Consider the following 18,530-nt stretch of genomic DNA (forward strand, 5'->3'; position numbering starts at 1 on the left):
AGCGGGCCGGTCAGGTGACGCGCGCGCCGGGGACCGGGCCGTGCGCGGTGCGCGCCTCGCGGCACACGTCGGCGGTGGTCAGCTCCGCGGCGATGCGCTCCGCGTCGGCGGCGTCCGTCGCGAGGAAGACGCAGGTCGGCCCCGAACCGGAGACGATGCCGGCCAGCGCGCCGGCCGCCTCGCCGGCCTTCAGCGTCTCCGCCAGCGACGGGCGCATCGCCAGGGCGGCGTCCTGGAGGTCGTTGCCGAGGGTCGCGGCGAGCACCCGGGGGTCGCGCTGGCGCAGCGCGGCGAAGAGCGCGTCGGTGCTGCCCAGCGGCTCGCCGGCGGTGCCGGCGTCGCGCAGCCGGTCCAGTTCCCGGTAGGCGGCCGGCGTGGAGAGGCCGCCGTCGGCGACGGCCACCACCCAGTGCCAGGTGGTGGGGCGGGCCAGCACGGGACTGACCGTCTCGCCCCGGCCGGTGCCCAGCGCGGTGCCGCCGTGGATCAGGAACGGCACGTCGGAGCCGAGGCCGGCGGCGATGCGGGCCAGCTCGTCGCGCGACAGCCCGGTCCCCCAGAGCGCGTCGCAGGCGACCAGTGCGGCGGCCGCGTCGGCGCTGCCGCCGGCCAGCCCGCCGGCCAGCGGGATCTGCTTGCGCAGGTGCAGCCGGGCGTGCGGCGGCACCTTGGCGTAGCCGGCGAGGGCGTGGGCCGCCCGGATGACCAGGTTGGTGTCGTCCAGGGCCAGCTCGCCGGCGCCCTCGCCCTCCATGGTGAGGGTGAGCGTGTCGCCCCGACGGGCGGTCAGCTCGTCGTAGATCGAGATGGCGTGGTAGACGGTGTTCAGCTCGTGGTAGCCGTCGCGGCGCAGCGGCCCCACCCCGAGATGCAGGTTGACCTTGGCGGGAACCCGGACGCGCACCGGTCCGCTGGCGCCACGCCGCCGCTGCTCGTCCTCGTCGTCCGGTCCCCAGGCCTCGGTCACGGGCGTCAGCCTACTGCGCGGCGGGTGGGGCGACCGGAGCCGACGCGGCGATGGCGGCGAACTGCTCGACGGTGAGCGCCTCGCCCCGCGCGCCGGGGTCGACGCCGGCGGCGGTGAGCGCCTCGGCCGCCCGGTCGGCGCCGCCGGCCCAGCCGGCCAGCGCGGCGCGCAGGGTCTTGCGGCGCTGTGCGAAGGCCGCGTCCACCACGGCGAAGACCCGTTCCCGGGGTACGTCGGCGCGGGGCGGCTCGCGGCGGGTGAAGGCGACCAGCCCCGAGTCCACGTTCGGCACCGGCCAGAAGACGTTCGGCGGGACCTTCCCGGCGGCGCGGGACGAGGCGTACCAGGCGAGCTTGACCGACGGCACCCCGTACACCTTGGAGCCCGGGCCGGCGACGAGCCGGTCGGCGACCTCCTTCTGCACCATCACCAGCCCGTGGCGCAGGCTGGGCAGTTCGGCCAGCAGGTGCAGCACCACCGGCACGGCCACGTTGTAGGGCAGGTTCGCCACCAGCGCGGTCGGCGCGGGATCGGCCAGCTCGGCGGCGCGGACGCGCAGCGCGTCGGCGTGGTGCACGCTCAGCCGCGCGGCGTCGGCGCCGGCGTGCCGGGCGGCGGTCTCCGGCAGCGCGGCGGCCAGCGTCGGGTCCAGCTCCACGGCGTGCACGTGCGCGGCGGCGGGAAGCAGGGCGAGGGTGAGGGAGCCGAGGCCGGGGCCGACCTCCAGCGCCACGTCGTCCGGGGTCAGCCCGGCGGCGGTGACGATGCGCCGGACGGTGTTGGGGTCGTGCACGAAGTTCTGGCCGAGCCTCTTGGTGGGGGTGACGCCCAGCCGGGCGGCCAGTTCCCGGATCTCCGCCGGGCCGAGGAGACCGGTCACGCCCCGTAGCCTATGCGGGCCGCTCCCGGGGCGCGCGGGCCAGGGGTCCTCCCCGTCACCACGGGCCGAAGACGCGCTCGCCGGTGGCGGAGATGGCGGCGCAGAGTTCGTCCAGGTCCGTGCCGGTCGTCTCGGCCAGCGACCGTACGGTCAGCGGGATCAGGTACGAGGCGTTCGGTCGGCCCCGGTGCGGCATCGGGGTCAGGTAGGGCGCGTCGGTCTCCACCAGGAGCTGCTCGACCGGGGTCGCCGCGGCGGCCTCCCGCAGGGCGGCGGCGCTGCCGAAGGTGACCGTGCCGGCGAAGCTGAGCAGGTAGCCCCGGCGGACGCACTCGCGGGCGAAGTCGGCGTCGCCGGAGAAGCAGTGCAGCACGACGGTGTCCGGTGCGCCCTCGTCGTCGAGGATCCGCAGCACGTCGGCGTGCGCGTCGCGGTCGTGCACGACCAGCGCCTTGCCGTACCGCTTGGCGATGGCGACGTGCGCCCGGAAGCTCTCCTCCTGCACGGCGCGGCCCTCCTCGCCGGTGCGGAAGAAGTCCATTCCCGTCTCGCCGATGCCGCGTACCCGGTCCCGGGCGGCGAGCGCCTCGATCTCGCGCAGCGCCTCGTCCAGGTCGGACAGGCGGGGGGCCTCGTTGGGGTGCAGCGCCACGGTGGCCAGCACGGCCGGGTGGGTGTCGGCGACGTCGGCGCCCCAGCGGGAGGAGGCGACGTCCACGCCGACCTGCACCAGCCGGTCGACGCCCACCGACGCGGCGACGGCGACGGCCGCGGCGACCGGGTCCCCGGCGGGCCCGTCGCCCGGCTCACCGTCCGCGCGCGGGCGTGGCGGTACGCCGGCCTCGCTGACGGTGATGTCGAGGTGGGTGTGGCTGTCCAGCACGGGGCGGGGCAGCGGCTCGGGTACGGGCGGGAACTCCCCGGCCCGGCGGGCGGCGCGCTGCTTGCGGGTTTCGGTGGGCTCGCTCATCGCGGCCAGCATCACACACCGCGGGCGGCCGGTGTTCCGGGGACGCCACCGGCCGTTCACCGCAACGGCACATCTCGCGCCTAGCGTCGTCGGCGTGACCGTCACCCCTCAGAGCAGCGGAAACGGCCCGCGCGTGACGTACGGGGGCGTGGTGTACCCGGCGGAGGAGATCGCCCGGGGCGCGGCGTACGAGCTGTTCAGTGCCGAGGAGGCACCCGGATTCGAGTGGGCGCCCCGGCCCGGCGCCGCGCTGCCGTGGCGCAGGTTCGCGCACGCGACCGAGGTCGGCGTCGTGCCTCCGGCGGCGGTGCCGGCCGAGGACGCGGAGCCCCCGCTGCTGGTGCCGCTGCACCGCGATCGGGGCTGGTCGTACGTGCAGCAGCTCAGCCAGCAGCCGGCTGCCGCCGGTGACCCGACGCTGGCGGCGGTGCGCGCCTCGGCGGTGCTGCGGCGGGGCACCCGGATGGTCAAGGTGCTCTCCGCCCGGCAGCTCGCCGGGTACGTGCGCGGGTGGCTGCCGCACGGCTTCTGCTACCGGGAGCACGACGTGGCGCACCTGCGTACGCCGGCGGCCACGGCCGTGCTGCGCACCGACGGCACGGAGGGCCACGACGGCGCGGACGTCACGTACGCGCTGCGCTGGCGGGCGGCCGACCCGACCGACTACGACGTGCCGGTCGGCGAGGCGCACCGGGGGTTGACCGCGCTCGCGCCCCGGGACCGGCTGGGCGGGGCGGTGCTCGGCACCGGTTTCGTGCCCAGCAGCGCCCAGCTCGTCCCCGAGTTCGTCACCCGGGACTTCGCGGACCTGCCGATGCCGGCGAACGCCACCCTGCTCGCCTACCCGCCCGACGGCGCGGAGGTGGTGCTCTACAGCTACCAGGCCGAGCAGCGCGGCTGGCTGCGGATGGTGGGCCCGCAGTGGCGGCACCTGCTGGCGGCGGTGCCGGGGCTCTCCCCCGACCAGGAGTACGTGCCGACCGGCGAGGCACCCCGCTCCACCCGCCTGGTCGGCGGCTACGCCGGCGGCGAGTACGAGGCGGTGGCCGACCTGCCGGGCGGGTTCCGGGTGCTGGCGATGACGCGGGCCGCCCGCTACCCGGTGGAGTCGGCGGCGCGCCGGCTGCGGCTGGCCGACTGGCGGGGCGTGCCCTGCCTGGTGCTGCGGGAGGAGTCCGGGTGGCTGCGCCTGCGCCTGCGCCGACCCGGCCCGGACGCCGTGGCGGAGACCGGGGCGCAGTGCCAGGAGCGGGGCGTCTACGAGACGTGGGCGCCCGCGGCCGAGGCCACCGACGACCGGGTGGTGGACCTGCCGTACGCGCCGTGACCCGGGCCCGGCAGGCGCGTGCGGCGGCATAACCCCGGGCAGGGCGGGAACCCGCCGGCGTCCCGACCGTCACGTGACGAGGAGACGCGCATGCCTTTCATCACCGTGGGGACGGAGAACTCCGCCCCCGTAGACCTGTACTACGAGGACCACGGCTCCGGGCAGCCGGTCGTGCTCATCCACGGCTTCCCGTTCAACGGGGCGACCTGGGAGAAGCAGACCGGGCCGCTGTTGGCCGCCGGATACCGGACGATCACGTACGACCGGCGGGGTTTCGGCAACTCCGCCCAGCCGGCGTCCGGGTACGACTACGACACCTTCGCCGCCGACCTCGACGTGCTGATGACGGAGCTGGACCTGCGCGACGCGATCCTGGTCGGGCACTCGATGGGCACCGGCGAGGTGACCCGCTACCTGGGCGTGTACGGCTCGCAGCGGGTGGACCGGGCGGTGCTGCTGGCCCCGCTCGCGCCGTTCCTGCTGAAGACCTCGGACAACCCGGAGGGGGTGGAGAAGAGCCTGTTCCAGGGCTTCCAGCAGGCCATCATCGACGACAGGTTCGCCTACCTCACCACCTTCTGCGAGGCGTTCTTCAACTACCGGGAGAACAAGGGCAGGCTGGTCAGCGAGGAGGCGTTCCGGGCGCACTGGGAGATCGGCACCCGGGCCTCGGCGAAGGGCACGCACGACAGCGTGGACGCCTGGCAGACCGACTTCCGGGGCGACGTGTCCCGCATCGACGTGCCGGTGCTGATCGTGCAGGGTGACGCCGACGCGGTGCTGCCGTACCCGAAGACCGGTCAGCGGCTCCAGCCGATGCTGCCCGGCAGCCAGCTCGTCACGCTGAAGGGCGCGCCGCACGGCATCCCGTGGACGAACGCGGCGGAGGTGAACCGCAGCATCATGGACTTCATCGGCGCGCCGGCGATGGCCCGGGCCTGACGCGTCAGGGCCGCCGGCTCCTCGGCGGCGACGGGCGCGGCGGTCGGCACCCGACGGCGACGGGCGCGGCCCCCGAGGGGGTCGCGCCCGTCGGCACGGCAGGCGGCCGTCAGTCGGCCAGGCGGGCCAGTTCCTCGTCGACGATCGACGGGTCGAGCTTGCGGAAGACCGGCTTCGGCGCGGCCAGCGGCCGGCCGGCCTGAAGCGGTACGGACTCCCAGCGCGCGCCGACGGTGTAGTCGCCGGTCAGCACCGGGTACGCGGGCCCGCCGTCGAGGTCCTCGACCTCCTCGATCACCGGCATCGGGGCGTGCACGCCGGTGCCGCCGAGCAGCTCGTGCACTTTCTGCGCGGAGTGCGGCAGGAACGGGGTGAGCAGCGTGTTGGCGTCGCTGACCACCTGGAGGGCGACGTGCAGGATGGTGCCCATCCGCGGCTTGTCGTCCTCGCCCTTGAGCTTCCACGGCGCCTGCTCGGAGAGGTACCGGTTGGCCTCGGCGACCACCCGCATCGCCTCGCCGATGGCCTGCTTCTGCCGGTGCCGGGCGATCAGGTCGCCGACGGTGGCGAAGCCGGCCCGGGCTACGGCGAGCAGCGCCTCGTCGGCCTCGGTGAGGCCGGCCGGGTCGACGGGCGGGATCGCGCCGAAGTTCTTGGCCGCCATGGAGACGGACCGGTTGACCAGGTTGCCCCAGCCGGCGACCAGCTCGTCGTTGTTGCGGCGGAGGAACTCGGCCCAGGTGAAGTCGGTGTCGTTGCTCTCCGGGCCGGCGGCGGCGATGAAGTAGCGCAGCGCGTCGGCGTCGTAGCGCTCCAGGAAGTCGCGGACGTAGATGACGACCCGGCGCGACGAGGAGAACTTCTTCCCCTCCATGGTCAGGTATTCGCTGGAGACCACCTCGGTGGGCAGGTTGAGCCGGCCCAGCCGGCCCGGCTCGCCGTCGCGGCTGCCCTCGCCGGAGTAGCCGGAGAGCAGCGCCGGCCAGATCACCGAGTGGAAGACGATGTTGTCCTTGCCCATGAAGTAGTAGGCGCGGGCGTCCTTCCCCTCACCGTCGGTGGACCACCACCGGCGCCACGCCTCGGGGTCGCCGGAGCGGCGGGCCCACTCGATGGAGGCGGACAGGTAGCCGATCACCGCGTCGAACCAGACGTAGATGCGCTTGTCGGGGCGCTCGCGCCAGCCGTCGAGCGGGATCGGCACGCCCCACTCCAGGTCGCGGGTGATGGCCCGGGGCTGGAGGTCGTCGAGCAGGTTCTTCGAGAAGCGCAGCACGTTGGGCCGCCAGCCCTCGCGGGTGTCGAGCCACTGCCGCAGCACGTCGGCCAGGGCGGGCAGGTCGAGGAAGAAGTGCTCGGTCTCGACGAACTTCGGGGTCTCGCCGTTGATCCGCGACTTCGGGCCGATGAGGTCGATCGGGTCGAGCTGGTTGCCGCAGTTGTCGCACTGGTCGCCGCGCGCGCTGTCGTAGCCGCAGATCGGGCAGGTGCCCTCGATGTAGCGGTCGGGCAGCGTCCGGCCGGTGGACGGGGAGATCGCCCCCATGGTGGTCTTCGGGACGATGTAGCCGTTGCGGTACATGCCCTCGAACAGCTCCTGCACCACCGCGTAGTGGTTGCGGGTGGTGGTGCGGGTGAACAGGTCGTAGGAGAGCCCGAGGCCGTGCAGGTCCTCGACGATCACCCGGTTGTAGCGGTCGGCCAGCTCGCGCGGGGTGACCCCGTCGGCGTCCGCCTGCACCTGGATGGGGGTGCCGTGCTCGTCGGTGCCCGAGACCATGAGCACGTCGTGCCCGGCCATCCGCATGTACCGGCTGAAGACGTCGGAGGGAACGCCGAAACCGGAGACGTGGCCGATGTGGCGCGGGCCGTTGGCGTACGGCCAGGCGACCGCCGCGAGAACGTGACTCATGACCAGCAAGCCTAGTGACCCGCTCTCGGTGACCGCGAACCAATAGGGCCCGCGGGTCGGCGGCCCGGCCGGAAGGGCTCCGCCGTTTGCCCGATTTGTCGCCGACACGCGGCCTGAGCTGCCGGCCCTCGCCCCGGTGGCGGGGTGCAATGAACGCCGTGACTGGCAGACGAGCGGCCCCCGATCGCGACGACCGCCCCTCCGGCCCTGCGGACGGCGGCGGGGCGGGGGCGTCGCGCGGCACCCTCGCGCCGCACCCCCGGGTGGTCCCGGCCGCCGCGCCGCCGGAGCCGCCCACCGAGGCCGCCGTCGCGGGGTCCGCGCCGCCGCCCCCCGCGCCCGCCGTGGAGGTGGAGCCCACGACCGGGGCGCCGGTGGACGCCCTGCCACGCCGGGTCCCGGTCCGCCAACCGAACCGCTGGCCCCGGCGGGGACGTCCGGCCGCCGACGGCCCGCCGGACCCCGACGACGGCGGGCGTACGCCGGACGGCGCGGGCGGTCGGTCCGCGCCCGACCGGAACGACGCCGGGCGTACGCCGGGCGGCGGGGACGGGCCGGACGACGACGGCGCGTACTGGCCGCCGATCGAGCTGGTGCACTGGGACGGCACGCCGGTCCGGGAGGACCCGCCGCACGAGCGGCAACGGTCGACGCGGGACGAGGCCGCACGGCGGCGGGCACCACGCCGCCCCCGCCCGCCCGATCCGCTGCCGGGGCTGGCCGCGCTGCTCGCGTTGAGCCTGGTCGCGGCGTTCTTCGCGTGGGTCAGCGCCGGCCCGTTCTGGCTGGCGGTGGGGCACGCCACGCGGGGCACGGTGGTGATCGCCGACTGCACCGGGGGCGGGTTGACGCAGCGCTGCCGGGGCAACTTCGCCCCGGCCGACGAGACGTGGACCGCACACGGCGTGCGGGTGAGCGGGGTGGCCGCCGAGCGCACCGCGACCGGCACGACGCTGCCGGCCCGGATGACCGGCCCGCACGGCGGCACCGCGTACGCGGACACCGGCCCGGCCGCGCACCTGCGCTGGCTGCTCGGCCTGCTGGTGGTGCTGGGCTGCGCCGCCGGGATCGCCCGCTGGACGGGGTCGACCCGGATCGCCGACCCGCGCGCCCGCCGCTGGGCGGTCACCGTCGCGCTGGCCGGCCCGCTGGTGATCACCGCCGGCTTCCTCGTCGCCGCCTGGTGAGATCCGGGGTGGTGCCGCCGGGTGCGCCCGGGTAAACCGGCCGGCGGCCACCTCGCCCTGTCAGAGGACGGGCGTCGCCCAGTGCAGGAAGCGCCGGTCGAGATCGTCCAACGGGGTGCCGTGGTCCAGCTCGGCCAACTGCCCGGCAGCCTCGGCCTTCAGCGTCGCCAGGTGGGCCATCAGGGCCGTGCGGTTCTCGCGGTACTCGGCCAGTAGCCGCAGCTTCGCCGCCGAGCAGGGCCAGGCGATCCCGCACGACTGGCAACGCCAGGTGGGCCGCGACGGCAGATGCGGGAGGATTCGGCGGGGAACTCCAGACGGAGCGGGCCAACCGCCGCTAGTGCGTTGACCACGAGCGTTCACCGGGTCGGCCACGCCGGGGCGCCCAGCGTCAGGGCCGCCTGAAATCACCCGGTGAGTCTTCGTCGGCGCACTGGACTGCGCGGCATGCCCGGGCCGCCGGTCGGCGACGTTCACGCTGACCCGCAAGCTGAAGCCGCGAACGCATAGCGGGCTGCAACTTGACCAGCTCGATGCGGTCGAGATTGGCGTCGAAGTCCGGGGCCTCGGACTCCTTCCAGGTGCCGGCGAGCGACGGGTAAGGAAAGCGGATGGCCGGAAGGTTCCCGCCTGACGTCGAGCGGACACTGCGTTCGAGCTGAATCCGTCACTCTGCGTCGGTGAGGAGGATCGGTTCCTGGCCTGGGGTGCTCAGACCGGACGATCGCTCCACCCGCTGGGCGAGTTGGACCATGGTCGGTTCTTCTCGGGACGGACGCTCGGGGCGTGATACTCCTGGTCGAGACCTGGATGGCCGCCTTCGGGCCAGGCGACCAGGGCCTGACCGCCTTGTGCGAGGAAGCCATTCGGCGGTCGCCGACGCCTCTCTCTGTCAGGCGTGCACGACGGTGTAGACGTCGCGGCGGCGCAGCGCGTACTGGGTGGCGACCTCGGTGATCGCGTCGCGGCGGGACAGGCCGGCGGCCTCGCGGGCGGCGACGGCGGCCCGCAGCGTGTCGTCGTCGGGCCGCTCGGGGGCCGACTCGGGCGCGCCGGCCACGACGAGGGTGATCTCGCCGCGCGGCTCCCCCTCGGTCGCCCAGTCCGCCAACTCGCCGAGGGGGCGGCGGACGATCTCCTCGTACGTCTTGGTGAGCTCGCGGCAGAGCGCGGCCGGCCGGTCGGCGCCGAACGCGGCGGCCAGGTCGGCCAGCGCGGCGGCGATCCGGTGCGGCGCCTCGAAGAAGACCAGCGTCCGCTCCTCGGCGGCGAGGGCCCGCAGGCGCGACCGGCGGGCGCCGCCGGTGCGCGGCAGGAAGCCCTCGAAGCAGAACCGGTCGCAGGGCAGGCCGGAGAGGGCCAGGGCGGTGGTGACCGCGCTCGGGCCCGGCGCGGCGGTGACCGGCACGCCGGCGTCCAGGGCGGCGGTGACCAGCCGGTAGCCCGGGTCGGAGACGCTCGGCATGCCGCCGTCGGTCACCAGGGCCACGACGTAGCCGGCGGCGAGCACGTCGACCAGCTCGGGGGTGCGCCGCTCCTCGTTGCCCTCGAAGTAGGAGACGATCCGGCCGCCGACGGTGACGTCGAGGTCCCGGGCCAGCCGGGTGAGCCGGCGGGTGTCCTCGGCGGCCACCACGTCCGCGGCGGCGAGCACCTCGCGGAACCGGGCAGAGGCGTCGGCGGGGTTGCCGAGCGGCGCGCCGAGCAGGACCAGGCGCCCGGTTGCGGACATTTCACCCACGAGATGGGACTCCTTCATCGACGATGTTGCCGGTATCGGAGACGACGGGCGCCACCGGGCACCTTCGCAGCCTACGATCGCCGGGTGACGAGTGCGTCGACAGCACAGAGCGCGGACCAGGCGGGGCCGGATCCCACGGACGGGGGCCCGCCCCAGGGACCGCCGAGCGCGTCCGGCGGGGTTCCCGGCGCGGTCCGGCGACGGCTGGCCACGGTCGAGGCCGGGCTGGACGGGCGCTCCTGGCTCGCCACGGGCGTGGTCGTCGCGATCGCGGCGATCCTGCGCTTCGTCGGGCTGAGCCACCCGCCGGGCAAGATCTTCGACGAGACCTACTACGCCCGGGACGCCTGGGGGCTGGTCGACAAGGGCGTCGAGTGGAACTTCAAGGACGGCGGCCCGTCGTACGTGGTCCATCCGCCACTGGGCAAGTGGCTGATCGGGCTCGGCGAGTGGGCCTTCGGCTACTCGGACGCCGAGCACGGCATCTCGGTGCCGGGGCAGCTGATGACGACCGCGCCGGAGTTCGGCTGGCGGGTCTCGGCGGCGGTCGTCGGCACCCTGTCGGTGCTGCTGCTGGTGCGCATCGGCCGGCGCATGTTCCGCTCCACCGTGCTCGGCTGCGCCGCCGGCCTGCTGCTCGCCCTGGACGGCTTCCACCTGGTGCTGTCGCGCACCGCGCTGCTCGACATCTTCCTGCTCTTCTTCGTGCTGGCCACCTTCGGCGCCCTGGTGCTCGACCGCGACGCGCGGCGCCGCCGGTGGGCGCGGGCGTTGGAGGCCGGCCTGGACCCGGGCCGGCCGGGGCGGGCCGGGCGGCCCGCGGGCGGCTGGCGGAACTGGCCGTGGTGGCGGCTCGCCGCCGGCGTCCTGTTCGGCTGCGCCTGCGCGGTCAAGTGGAGCGCGCTCTACTTCCTGCCCGTCTTCGCGCTGCTGGTGATCCTGTGGGAGGTGGGCGTCCGCCGCTCCGCGGGCGCACGCCGGCCGTGGCGGGACACGCTCCTCGACGAGGTGCCGTGGCTGGTGCTGGCCGGGGTGCTGCTCGTGCTCACCTACGTCGCCACCTGGTCCGGCTGGCTGCTCGGCGACGAGGGCTACTACCGGCTGGCCGAGCGGTACCCGAACGCCCCGCTGAGCGACACCCCGGTGTTCGGCGCGCTCAACAACCTGATCGAGTACCACAAGGCCGCGTACGGCTTCCACGCCGGCCTCGACGACCCGCACAAGTACCAGTCGTGGCCGTGGCAGTGGCTGCTGCTGGGTCGGCCGGTCGCCTTCTACTGGTCCGGCGACGGGTCCTGCGGGGCGGCGAGCTGCGCCGCGGAGGTCCTGCTGCTCGGCACTCCCCTGCTCTGGTGGTCGTTCCTGCCGGCCCTGGTGGCGCTGGCCTGGCTGGGCCTGGCCCGGCGGGACTGGCGGGCGGGGGCGATCCTGCTCGTCGTGGCGGCCGGCCTGCTGCCCTGGTTCTGGTTCGCGCTCGACGGCCGGACGATGTTCTCCTTCTACACCGCACCGGCGCTGCCGTTCCTGGTGCTGGCGGTGACCTACGTGCTCGGCGCGATCGTCACGCCGGCCGGCCCACCGGGCGCCGCCACCGCGCAGATCGGCGCCCCGGCCACGGACGCGCAGCCGGGCTCCCCCGCCCCGGGTGGCGAGTCCGACGAGGCGCGGGAACGCAGGCTCGTCGGCGGGGTGATCGTCGGGGCGTACGTCCTGCTGGTCGCGCTCTGCTTCGCGTACTTCTATCCGATCTTCGTCGGGAAGCTGCTGCCGTACGCGGAGTGGTCCGCGCGGATGTGGCTGGACGGCCGCTGGATCTGACGGACGGCACGGCACGGCACCCGTCGCCCGGCGCGGCGGGTGCACGGAGAACGGGCCCGCACGCGGTGGCGTGCGGGCCCGTTCGACGTAGAAGCGCGCCCCGATCGCCTGCCACGGGGGAAGCGGGCGATTGGGGCGCGCATCAAGAGCTTAACCACCCCGTACCACTGGCACAACGGGTCGACTTCGGTCAGATTTCCGACCGACGTGACACCGAACAGATGGTTTACATCCGGCATCTTACGGTCCGTCATCCTGCGCAAACGGTACGGATCGACGCCGTCGGCGGGTCCGGCATCTGCCACATTTTGCCGTTGACGGGATTCCCAGCAGTCACGACTTCCCGTAACGTATCGACAGATTTGGTTCTCCGGCCATCTCGGGTCCGGTCCGCCGGCACCCCGGCCGGTTGCACTGTGGGCCAACCCCCGATCGATCGGACGGAGTTCGCGATGACCCGTACCCTCCGCTGGGCAGGCGGCCTGCTGGCCACCGTCACCGCCGCCACCCTCGGACTGTCCGCCCCCGCCCACGCGGCCACCGTCTCGGTGCCGTTGCGCACCCTCGTCGCCGACCTGCCGGTGGCCGCCGAGAGCCGCACCGGGTACTCCCGGAGCCTCTTCCCACACTGGACCGACGCGGACTCCGACGGCTGCAACACCCGGTACGAGGTACTGATCGCCGAGGCCACCACCCGCCCCACCGTCGGCTCCGGCTGCCAACTGACCGGTGGGCGCTGGCGCTCCTACTACGACGGCGCCTACTGGACCAACCCGTCCGACCTCGACATCGACCACATGGTCCCGCTGGCCGAGGCGTGGGACTCCGGCGCCCGGAACTGGACCACGTCGCGGCGGCAGGCGTTCGCCAACGACCTCGGCGACGTCCGTTCACTGGTCGCGGTGACCGACAACGTCAACCAGGCCAAGGGCGACCAGGACCCGGCGACCTGGCTGCCGACCAACGAGAAGTGCCGCTACGTCGGCGAGTGGGTCGCGGTGAAGACCCGGTGGCGGCTGAGCGTGGACAGCGCCGAGAAGAGCGCGCTGACCAGCCGGGCGGGCTCCTGCACGAACATCACGATCACGGTGACGCACGCGTACTGACCGCCAAGCGTCCGGGGCGGCCGGTCGGCCGCCCCGGACACTGGTCAGGAGACCCGGGGGACGCGGGGCAACCAGCCGATGAAGCGGTCCTGAAGGGACGCCCCGGGCGCCGCCGGCAGGTCCTGGGCGGCGGCCGCGAGGCAGGACCCCAGGTAGACGCTGAGCATGGCCCGGTCCGTCCGGTACTCCTCCAGCAGCCGGGACCGCTTGACCGCGCACGGCCAGTCGGCGCCGCAGGTGCCGCAGGTCCAGCCGGGTGCCAGTGGAGCGTGCTCGTCCGATCCGGACGCCGAGGACTCCACACCACCGGTCATCGCACTCCCTCTCCGGTTCGCCAGACGGTCCGTTCCGGACGACCGCCGTCGACAGTGGAAGGTGATCGTCCCCCGGCGACGCCCTGTCAGCGCCGCAGGACGCTCCGGCGTTACGCGGTGCGGTACGTTCACCAGTCATGGCCCTCGCGACGCCGACCGTGGACCGGGCGCCGGCCCGCCGGTGCGGTCCGCACCTGCCGCACCTGCCGCCGCCCGCCGGGCCCGCCGTCGGGCCGGCGTACCCCTGGGGAGGCGGCGATGCGTGACCTGCTGCCGCCGGCCGTGGCGGTGGCCGTGGCCGGGCCGTCGGACTGGACGGGCGAGCTGCTGCCGGCCGAGCGGGCCTGCCTCAGCGATCGCGCGGTGCAGAGCCGCCGCCGCGACTTCACCGCCGGACGGGTCTGCGCCCGACGGGCGATGGCCGCCCTCGGCGTGCCCCCGGTCGCGGTGCCGTCGGCCGCCGACCGGTCACCGGTCTGGCCGGGCGGCGTGGTCGGCGCCATCACCCACACCGCCGGCTACTGCGCGGCAGTCGCGGCCCGCGCCGACGAGATCCGGTCGGTCGGCATCGACGCCGAGGGGCACCGCGAGCTCAACGCGGGCGTACGCCGGCTGGTCTGCCTGCCCGAGGAGGAGGACCGGTGCGCCCGCCTGCCTGCGGGGACCTCCTGGCCGGCGGTGGTGTTCAGCGTCAAGGAGACGGTCTACAAGGTGTGGCACCCGCTCGTCGGCACGTGGCTGGACTTCCACGACGCCCTGGTGGAGCTCGACCCGGAGGCCGGCACGTTCACGGCCCGCATCGCGCCGGCGCGGCGGGACACCGCCCCCGTGCCCGATCCGCCCGCGCTGGTCACGGGCCGCTTCAGCGTCGACGAGGCCCTGGTACGCACCGCCGCCGTGCTGCGGCCCCGCTGAGCCGCACACGGCACGGGTCGGGGCGGGCGTAACCGAACAGGGGACGGCGCGGCGCCGGCGGAGACGCGAAGATGGTCCGTTGTCCGCGCACGGTAGCGTCAGCCGCGTTTGCCGTCGTCGTCAGGTGTGCCTAGGAGTACGGTGAGTCACCCCCCGCCCCCTTACGGGCCTCAGGATCCGAACCAACCGAACCCGGAGCAGCAGCCGCAGCCGTACCCGCCGGCCCCGATGCCGCAGTTCCCCGCCGAACAGGGCGGCCAGCCGCCCCAGCCGCCGACCTCCGGGGCCCCGCAGACCACGGGCGATCCGTGGGCCCCGCTCCCGCCCGTGCCGCCGCAGCAGCCGGCCGGCGACCCGTGGGCCGCGCCGCAGCCACCCTTCTCCGGGGCGCCCCAACCCCCGGTGTCGGGCGCGCCCGGCGAGCCGTGGGCGCCGCCGCCGGTCTCCGGCGCACCGCACCAGCCGGTCTCCGGCATGCCGCAGCCGCCGGTCTCCGGCGCACCGGGCGAGCCGTGGGCCGCCCCGCACCAGCCGACCTCCGGTACGCCGTACCCGCCGGTGTCCGGCACGCCCGGCTACCCGGCCGGTGGGGCCGGTTACCCGCCGCCCGGCGCACCCGGCTACCCGCCGCCCGGTGGGCCCGGTTACCCGCCCGGCGCACCCGGTTACCCGCTCGGGGCGCCGCACCCGGTGGCGCCGCCGAAGAAGAACAACACCGTCCTGATCGTCGTGGCCGTGGTGGCCGTGCTGGCCCTGCTCTGCTGCGTCGGCGGCATCGTCGCGCTCGTCGCCGGCGCCAACAAGGCCGCGAACGACCTGGAGAAGGCCGTCCCGGGAATCACGCTTCAGCCGGACGGCCCCGCCCCGACGGCGAGGACCGGCGAGAACTTCAACCTGAGGCCCGGCGCCACCCTGGTGGTCGCCGACGACGAGGGCACCATCGAGATCACGGTCACCCGGTTCACCACGGAGACCAAGGGCTGCCGGTCGTACGCGCCGGCCCCGGACAAGGGCATGTACCTGATCGCCCACGTCGACGCGACGGTGACCAAGGGCAGGAGTTCCATCAACCCGTTCTACTTCGAGTGGGTGGGCGCCAACGGCACCAAGGCCAACGGCCTGGCGAGCGCGCTCTCCGGCTGCGGCGACCTGCTGGGCTCCGGCAACAACCTGCCCGAGGGCAGCAAGCGGGCGGGCACGGTGGTGTTCAACGTGGCCGACAAGAACGGCACGCTCGAGTACCGGCACAGGTTCAAGACCGCCGGCTCCTGGCGGCCGTGACCCGCGCCTCGTGACGGGAGGCCGGTCCCTCGGGGCCGGCCTCCCGCGCATCTTCCGTCCGCCGTCCGTGCTGGTCGGGTCCGCCGGCCTCCCCCGCGCTGGTCGGGTCCGCCGGCCGCCGTCACGTCGGCCGGCCCGCGGATCGCAGGCGGTGCACGGTCAGCGGCCCTGCTCCAGCAGGTCCGCGACCGTGATCAACGGGGTCACCAGCGACGGCAGCAGGGCGGGATCGTCCAACCGGCCGCCCCGGTGGGTGATCAGCTCCGCCGCCCGGACGCTCCAGCTCGGCACCGCCCCGGCGAGGTGCGCGGCGATCAGGGTCGGCCCGACCAGCGCCTGCTGCCCCGGCGCCGCCGCGGCCACCCGCCACTGCCGGTCGAACTCCTCGTGGCCCGTGGCGTAGGTGTCGCTGCCGAACAACGCGCGACCCAGCTTCGAGAGGGCGTGCCGCGGCGCGACCGCCAGCGTGGGGAACTCCCGTCGCAGCCACACCGAGCTGACGACGTACGTGTGGGTCTGCGAGCTGGTCGTCTGGTTGCCGTCGGCGCCGGTCGAGGTGTGCGTCTCGGTGTACGCGTACTCGGCCACGCAGACGGGCCGGCCGTGCAGCGTCCCGGTCAGCGCGAACCGCACGCCCCGGCGGTTGCGCCCCGGTACGCGGTCCGTCCAGGTGAGCTGGGGCCGCTCGACGAAGGTCCAGCCGTACCGGGCGGCCCACTGTCGCCAGCGCTCCCGCCGCTCCCGCTCCTGCCGGTGGGTCGTCACGATCAGCGCGACGATGCCCACACCGATGAGGAGGGCGACGGCCACGCAGCCGCCCATCCAGAACACGCTCCCCATCCGCTCCACGGGCGGCAGCGTAGTGACCGGCCGCACGCCTGCCGGCGCCCGGGACTGTCGCGGCTGCCGGGTCCCCGTACGGGTTCCCTCGACGCCACGCCTCGCGGACGTCACCCGGTGTCGCGCCGACCCCTGTCGACCCATTGATCCCACCCCAGACGTCCACGGATCGATTGATCCCCATCTGGCGCGCTGCTTAGCTCCCGGGGGCACCGTCGACCACGGCGATGCCGATTTCTGCCGACATACCAGGAAGCGATCCCCATGAACACCATGAAGACGGTCCTGCGCCGGATCGGCGGGGCCGTGACTGCCCTGCTGGTGGTTGCCGGGGCCACGGTCGCCGGCGCGACCCCCGCCGCCGCCGCGAACTACTACTACGAGCTGCCGTACCCGGCGGGCGAGTCCTACCGGGTCACCCAGGGGCCGGAGGGCACCTACTCGCACGTCGGCCCCTACAACGAGTACGCCTGGGACTTCGGGCTGCCGGCCAACTACGAGGTCTCCGCCTCGCAGGGGGGCACCATCATCATGTCGAACTGGTCGCCGTACTGGCAGAACGGCATCGAGGTGATCATCCGGCACTCGAACGGCCAGTGCACCCACTACGCGCACCTGAACCGGGCGATCTACAACGCCGGCACCTGGGTGCCGCAGGGCCGCGTCATCGGCTGGTCGGGCAGCACCGGCGCGTCCACCGGCCCGCACCTGCACTTCCAGGTCATCAACTGCAACACCCGGGTGGGCATCCCCGCCACCCTCCAGGGCTGGACGCCGTACACCGGCACCTGGCCGGTCAGCGTGAACTACTACGCCTGAGGCCCGTGACCGATAATCCCAGCCACTGATGGAAGCGCTCCCGGGCGCCGCCCCCGGCATCGGCCGGTCGGCGCCCGGGACGCGTCGCGGACGGGGTGCCGGCGCCTGCCGGCACCCCGGTCCACAGGCAGCTACGGAGGGAAATCGGATGGCGGCACGGACGGACGACGCGGTCGAGTTGAGCGTGGTCATACCCACCTACCAGGACGCGCAGTGCCTGGCGCTGACGCTGCGGTCGCTGACCCGGCAGACCGTCCGTCCTGAACGCTTCGAGGTGGTCGTGGCCCGCGACGGCGGCTCCCCCGCCGGATACGCCGACGCCGTCGGGGCGGCCACCGGCCTCGACCTCCGGTTGATCGAGTTCCCCCGGCGGAGGGGCCGCTCCGCGGCCCGCAACGAGGCCGTCAGGCACACCCGGGCGCCGCTGCTGCTGTTCCTCGACGCCGACTCGTACGCCTCCCCGCAGTTGCTGGAGCGCCACCTGGCCCACCACGCGGTCGCCGGCCGGCCCGCCGTGCTGATGGGCCGGCGCGACGAGCTGAGCCTGGAACACGTCGAGGCCGTCGTCGACGGGCGGGAGCTGACCGGCGTCCCCCGCCGCCGCGCGGACCGCTCCGGGGACCTGCGCTTCCCGCACGGCGAGCCGCCGGGGCAGGACTGGCTCCGGGCGGGCTGGGCGCTGGCCTACACCCACAACATCTCGCTCGCCCGCGACCTGTTCGACCGCGCCGGCGGGTTCGACGAACGCGCCGGGCTGCGCTGGGGCCTGGAGGACATCGAGCTGTTCTACCGGGTGCACCGGCACCTCGGCGTCACCGGGTCGAACTTCGCGTACGACGACGAGGCCCGCGCGTTCCACCTCCCGCACCACCGCAACACCGACCGCAACTTTGCCGACTTCGCGGCCAACCGGAGCCTCCTGACGGGGCAGTACCACGTCATCGAGTGGGAGTTCTACGGCCTGCTGGACGTGTACGACTCGCTGGAGCGCATCGTCTACTACCGCTGGGCGGCCACCGACTGCGCACGGCGCTCGACGTGCCGCATCGGCCCGGCGTTCGACCGGCTCGCCGACCGGCTGCCCGGCCCCCGCGTGCTGTGGGTGGGCACCGGCAGCGCGCAGGTCGACCTGCCGCCCGGCGCGCTGACCTTCGACTACGCCGCCCCGCCCGGTCCCACGAACCACCACCTGGTCGGCATGGACCCGCCCATCCCGGCGGGCAGCCTCGACGCGGTGGTCAGCGTCGACTTCTGGCGGTACCTGCGCTGGGACGACCTCTGCCGGTTCGTCAACACCTCCGGACGACTCGCCCGCGAGGTGCACCTGGTCTCCACCGGCGACACCGGATCCGCGCCGCCCACCCCCGGGCCGGCGGTGCTGGGCTACCTGCGCCGCGCCCTGGGCGACGCGTTCGCCACCGACCTGTCCCACGTCGACGGGCTCGGTGACGTGCTGACCCTGCGGTCCCTGACGCCGGCCGCGCGGGGCGCCCGCCCGCACCGGCGATGAC

At 74.5% G+C, this 18,530-nt stretch carries 16 protein-coding genes; 9 read left to right on the top strand and 7 right to left on the bottom strand.

All coding sequences use genetic code 11. From position 1 onward, the window contains the following. Positions 1-10: 10 nt before the first annotated feature. The 3 genes from ACTMS2_RS06020 to ACTMS2_RS06030 are packed head-to-tail and all read right to left on the bottom strand — an operon-like array spanning position 11 to position 2,829. Positions 11-967: a 4-(cytidine 5'-diphospho)-2-C-methyl-D-erythritol kinase gene (locus ACTMS2_RS06020; RefSeq protein ID WP_441174471.1), complete on the bottom strand. Its 957-nt coding sequence runs from the start codon at positions 965-967 to the stop codon at positions 11-13. Positions 968-977: 10 nt separating this feature from the next. Further along, the gene (gene rsmA, locus ACTMS2_RS06025) at positions 978-1,847 is read right to left on the bottom strand and encodes a 16S rRNA (adenine(1518)-N(6)/adenine(1519)-N(6))-dimethyltransferase RsmA (RefSeq protein WP_441174472.1); all 870 of its coding nucleotides are present in this window, start codon (positions 1,845-1,847) and stop codon (positions 978-980) included. Positions 1,848-1,902: 55 nt separating this feature from the next. Further along, positions 1,903-2,829 (bottom strand): TatD family hydrolase, encoded by a 927-nt coding sequence (locus ACTMS2_RS06030; RefSeq protein WP_441174473.1) that lies wholly within the window; start codon positions 2,827-2,829, stop codon positions 1,903-1,905. An 82-nt stretch (positions 2,830-2,911) separates the two neighbouring features. Between ACTMS2_RS06030 and ACTMS2_RS06035 the strand changes: the two genes are divergently transcribed. Together ACTMS2_RS06035 and ACTMS2_RS06040 are read left to right on the top strand one after the other, a co-directional pair. Continuing rightward, on the top strand, positions 2,912-4,144 hold the full coding sequence (locus ACTMS2_RS06035) for a hypothetical protein (RefSeq protein WP_441174474.1): 1,233 nt from the start codon (positions 2,912-2,914) through the stop codon (positions 4,142-4,144). Between the two features lie 90 nt (positions 4,145-4,234). Then, the gene (locus ACTMS2_RS06040; protein WP_441174475.1) at positions 4,235-5,086 is read left to right on the top strand and encodes an alpha/beta fold hydrolase; all 852 of its coding nucleotides are present in this window, start codon (positions 4,235-4,237) and stop codon (positions 5,084-5,086) included. A 109-nt stretch (positions 5,087-5,195) separates the two neighbouring features. On the opposite strand, the gene metG is transcribed toward ACTMS2_RS06040, so the two are convergent. Further along, complete coding sequence (gene metG / locus ACTMS2_RS06045) at positions 5,196-6,998, bottom strand: methionine--tRNA ligase (protein ID WP_441174476.1); 1,803 nt, start codon at positions 6,996-6,998, stop codon at positions 5,196-5,198. 149 nt (positions 6,999-7,147) lie between these two features. Between metG and ACTMS2_RS06050 the strand changes: the two genes are divergently transcribed. Further along, complete coding sequence (locus ACTMS2_RS06050) at positions 7,148-8,185, top strand: hypothetical protein (protein ID WP_441174477.1); 1,038 nt, start codon at positions 7,148-7,150, stop codon at positions 8,183-8,185. An 892-nt stretch (positions 8,186-9,077) separates the two neighbouring features. Here ACTMS2_RS06050 and rsmI read toward each other — a convergent pair. Beyond that, positions 9,078-9,944 (bottom strand): 16S rRNA (cytidine(1402)-2'-O)-methyltransferase, encoded by an 867-nt coding sequence (rsmI, locus tag ACTMS2_RS06055; RefSeq protein ID WP_441174478.1) that lies wholly within the window; start codon positions 9,942-9,944, stop codon positions 9,078-9,080. Between the two features lie 66 nt (positions 9,945-10,010). On the opposite strand from rsmI, the gene ACTMS2_RS06060 reads away from it, so the two are divergent. Both ACTMS2_RS06060 and ACTMS2_RS06065 read left to right on the top strand, forming a co-directional pair. Further along, positions 10,011-11,744: a dolichyl-phosphate-mannose--protein mannosyltransferase gene (locus ACTMS2_RS06060; protein WP_441174479.1), complete on the top strand. Its 1,734-nt coding sequence runs from the start codon at positions 10,011-10,013 to the stop codon at positions 11,742-11,744. 452 nt (positions 11,745-12,196) lie between these two features. Further along, on the top strand, positions 12,197-12,850 hold the full coding sequence (locus tag ACTMS2_RS06065) for an HNH endonuclease family protein (RefSeq protein WP_441174480.1): 654 nt from the start codon (positions 12,197-12,199) through the stop codon (positions 12,848-12,850). Between the two features lie 44 nt (positions 12,851-12,894). Here the strand turns inward: ACTMS2_RS06065 and ACTMS2_RS06070 are convergent, their stop codons facing one another. Then, positions 12,895-13,164, bottom strand: coding sequence for a hypothetical protein (locus tag ACTMS2_RS06070; RefSeq protein WP_441174481.1), 270 nt, complete (start codon positions 13,162-13,164; stop codon positions 12,895-12,897). 258 nt (positions 13,165-13,422) lie between these two features. Here ACTMS2_RS06070 and ACTMS2_RS06075 point away from each other — a divergent pair, with 258 nt between their 5' ends. Beyond that, positions 13,423-14,079, top strand: a complete 657-nt coding sequence (locus tag ACTMS2_RS06075) for a 4'-phosphopantetheinyl transferase family protein (RefSeq protein ID WP_441174482.1) — start codon at positions 13,423-13,425, stop codon at positions 14,077-14,079. A 228-nt stretch (positions 14,080-14,307) separates the two neighbouring features. After that, the gene (locus ACTMS2_RS06080; RefSeq protein ID WP_441174484.1) at positions 14,308-15,360 is read left to right on the top strand and encodes a hypothetical protein; all 1,053 of its coding nucleotides are present in this window, start codon (positions 14,308-14,310) and stop codon (positions 15,358-15,360) included. 159 nt (positions 15,361-15,519) lie between these two features. Here the strand turns inward: ACTMS2_RS06080 and ACTMS2_RS06085 are convergent, their stop codons facing one another. Next, a complete protein-coding gene (locus ACTMS2_RS06085; protein WP_441174485.1) occupies positions 15,520-16,209 on the bottom strand; it encodes a hypothetical protein in 690 nt (229 codons plus the stop codon). 255 nt (positions 16,210-16,464) lie between these two features. Here ACTMS2_RS06085 and ACTMS2_RS06090 point away from each other — a divergent pair, with 255 nt between their 5' ends. Both ACTMS2_RS06090 and ACTMS2_RS06095 read left to right on the top strand, forming a co-directional pair. Beyond that, positions 16,465-17,019: a M23 family metallopeptidase gene (locus ACTMS2_RS06090; RefSeq protein ID WP_441174487.1), complete on the top strand. Its 555-nt coding sequence runs from the start codon at positions 16,465-16,467 to the stop codon at positions 17,017-17,019. A 148-nt stretch (positions 17,020-17,167) separates the two neighbouring features. Further along, positions 17,168-18,529, top strand: coding sequence for a glycosyltransferase family 2 protein (locus ACTMS2_RS06095; protein ID WP_441174488.1), 1,362 nt, complete (start codon positions 17,168-17,170; stop codon positions 18,527-18,529). Position 18,530 lies beyond the last annotated feature (1 nt).

It is taken from the genome of Micromonospora sp. SD12, assembly GCF_052068495.1.
Lineage (GTDB): Bacteria > Actinomycetota > Actinomycetes > Mycobacteriales > Micromonosporaceae > Micromonospora > Micromonospora echinofusca.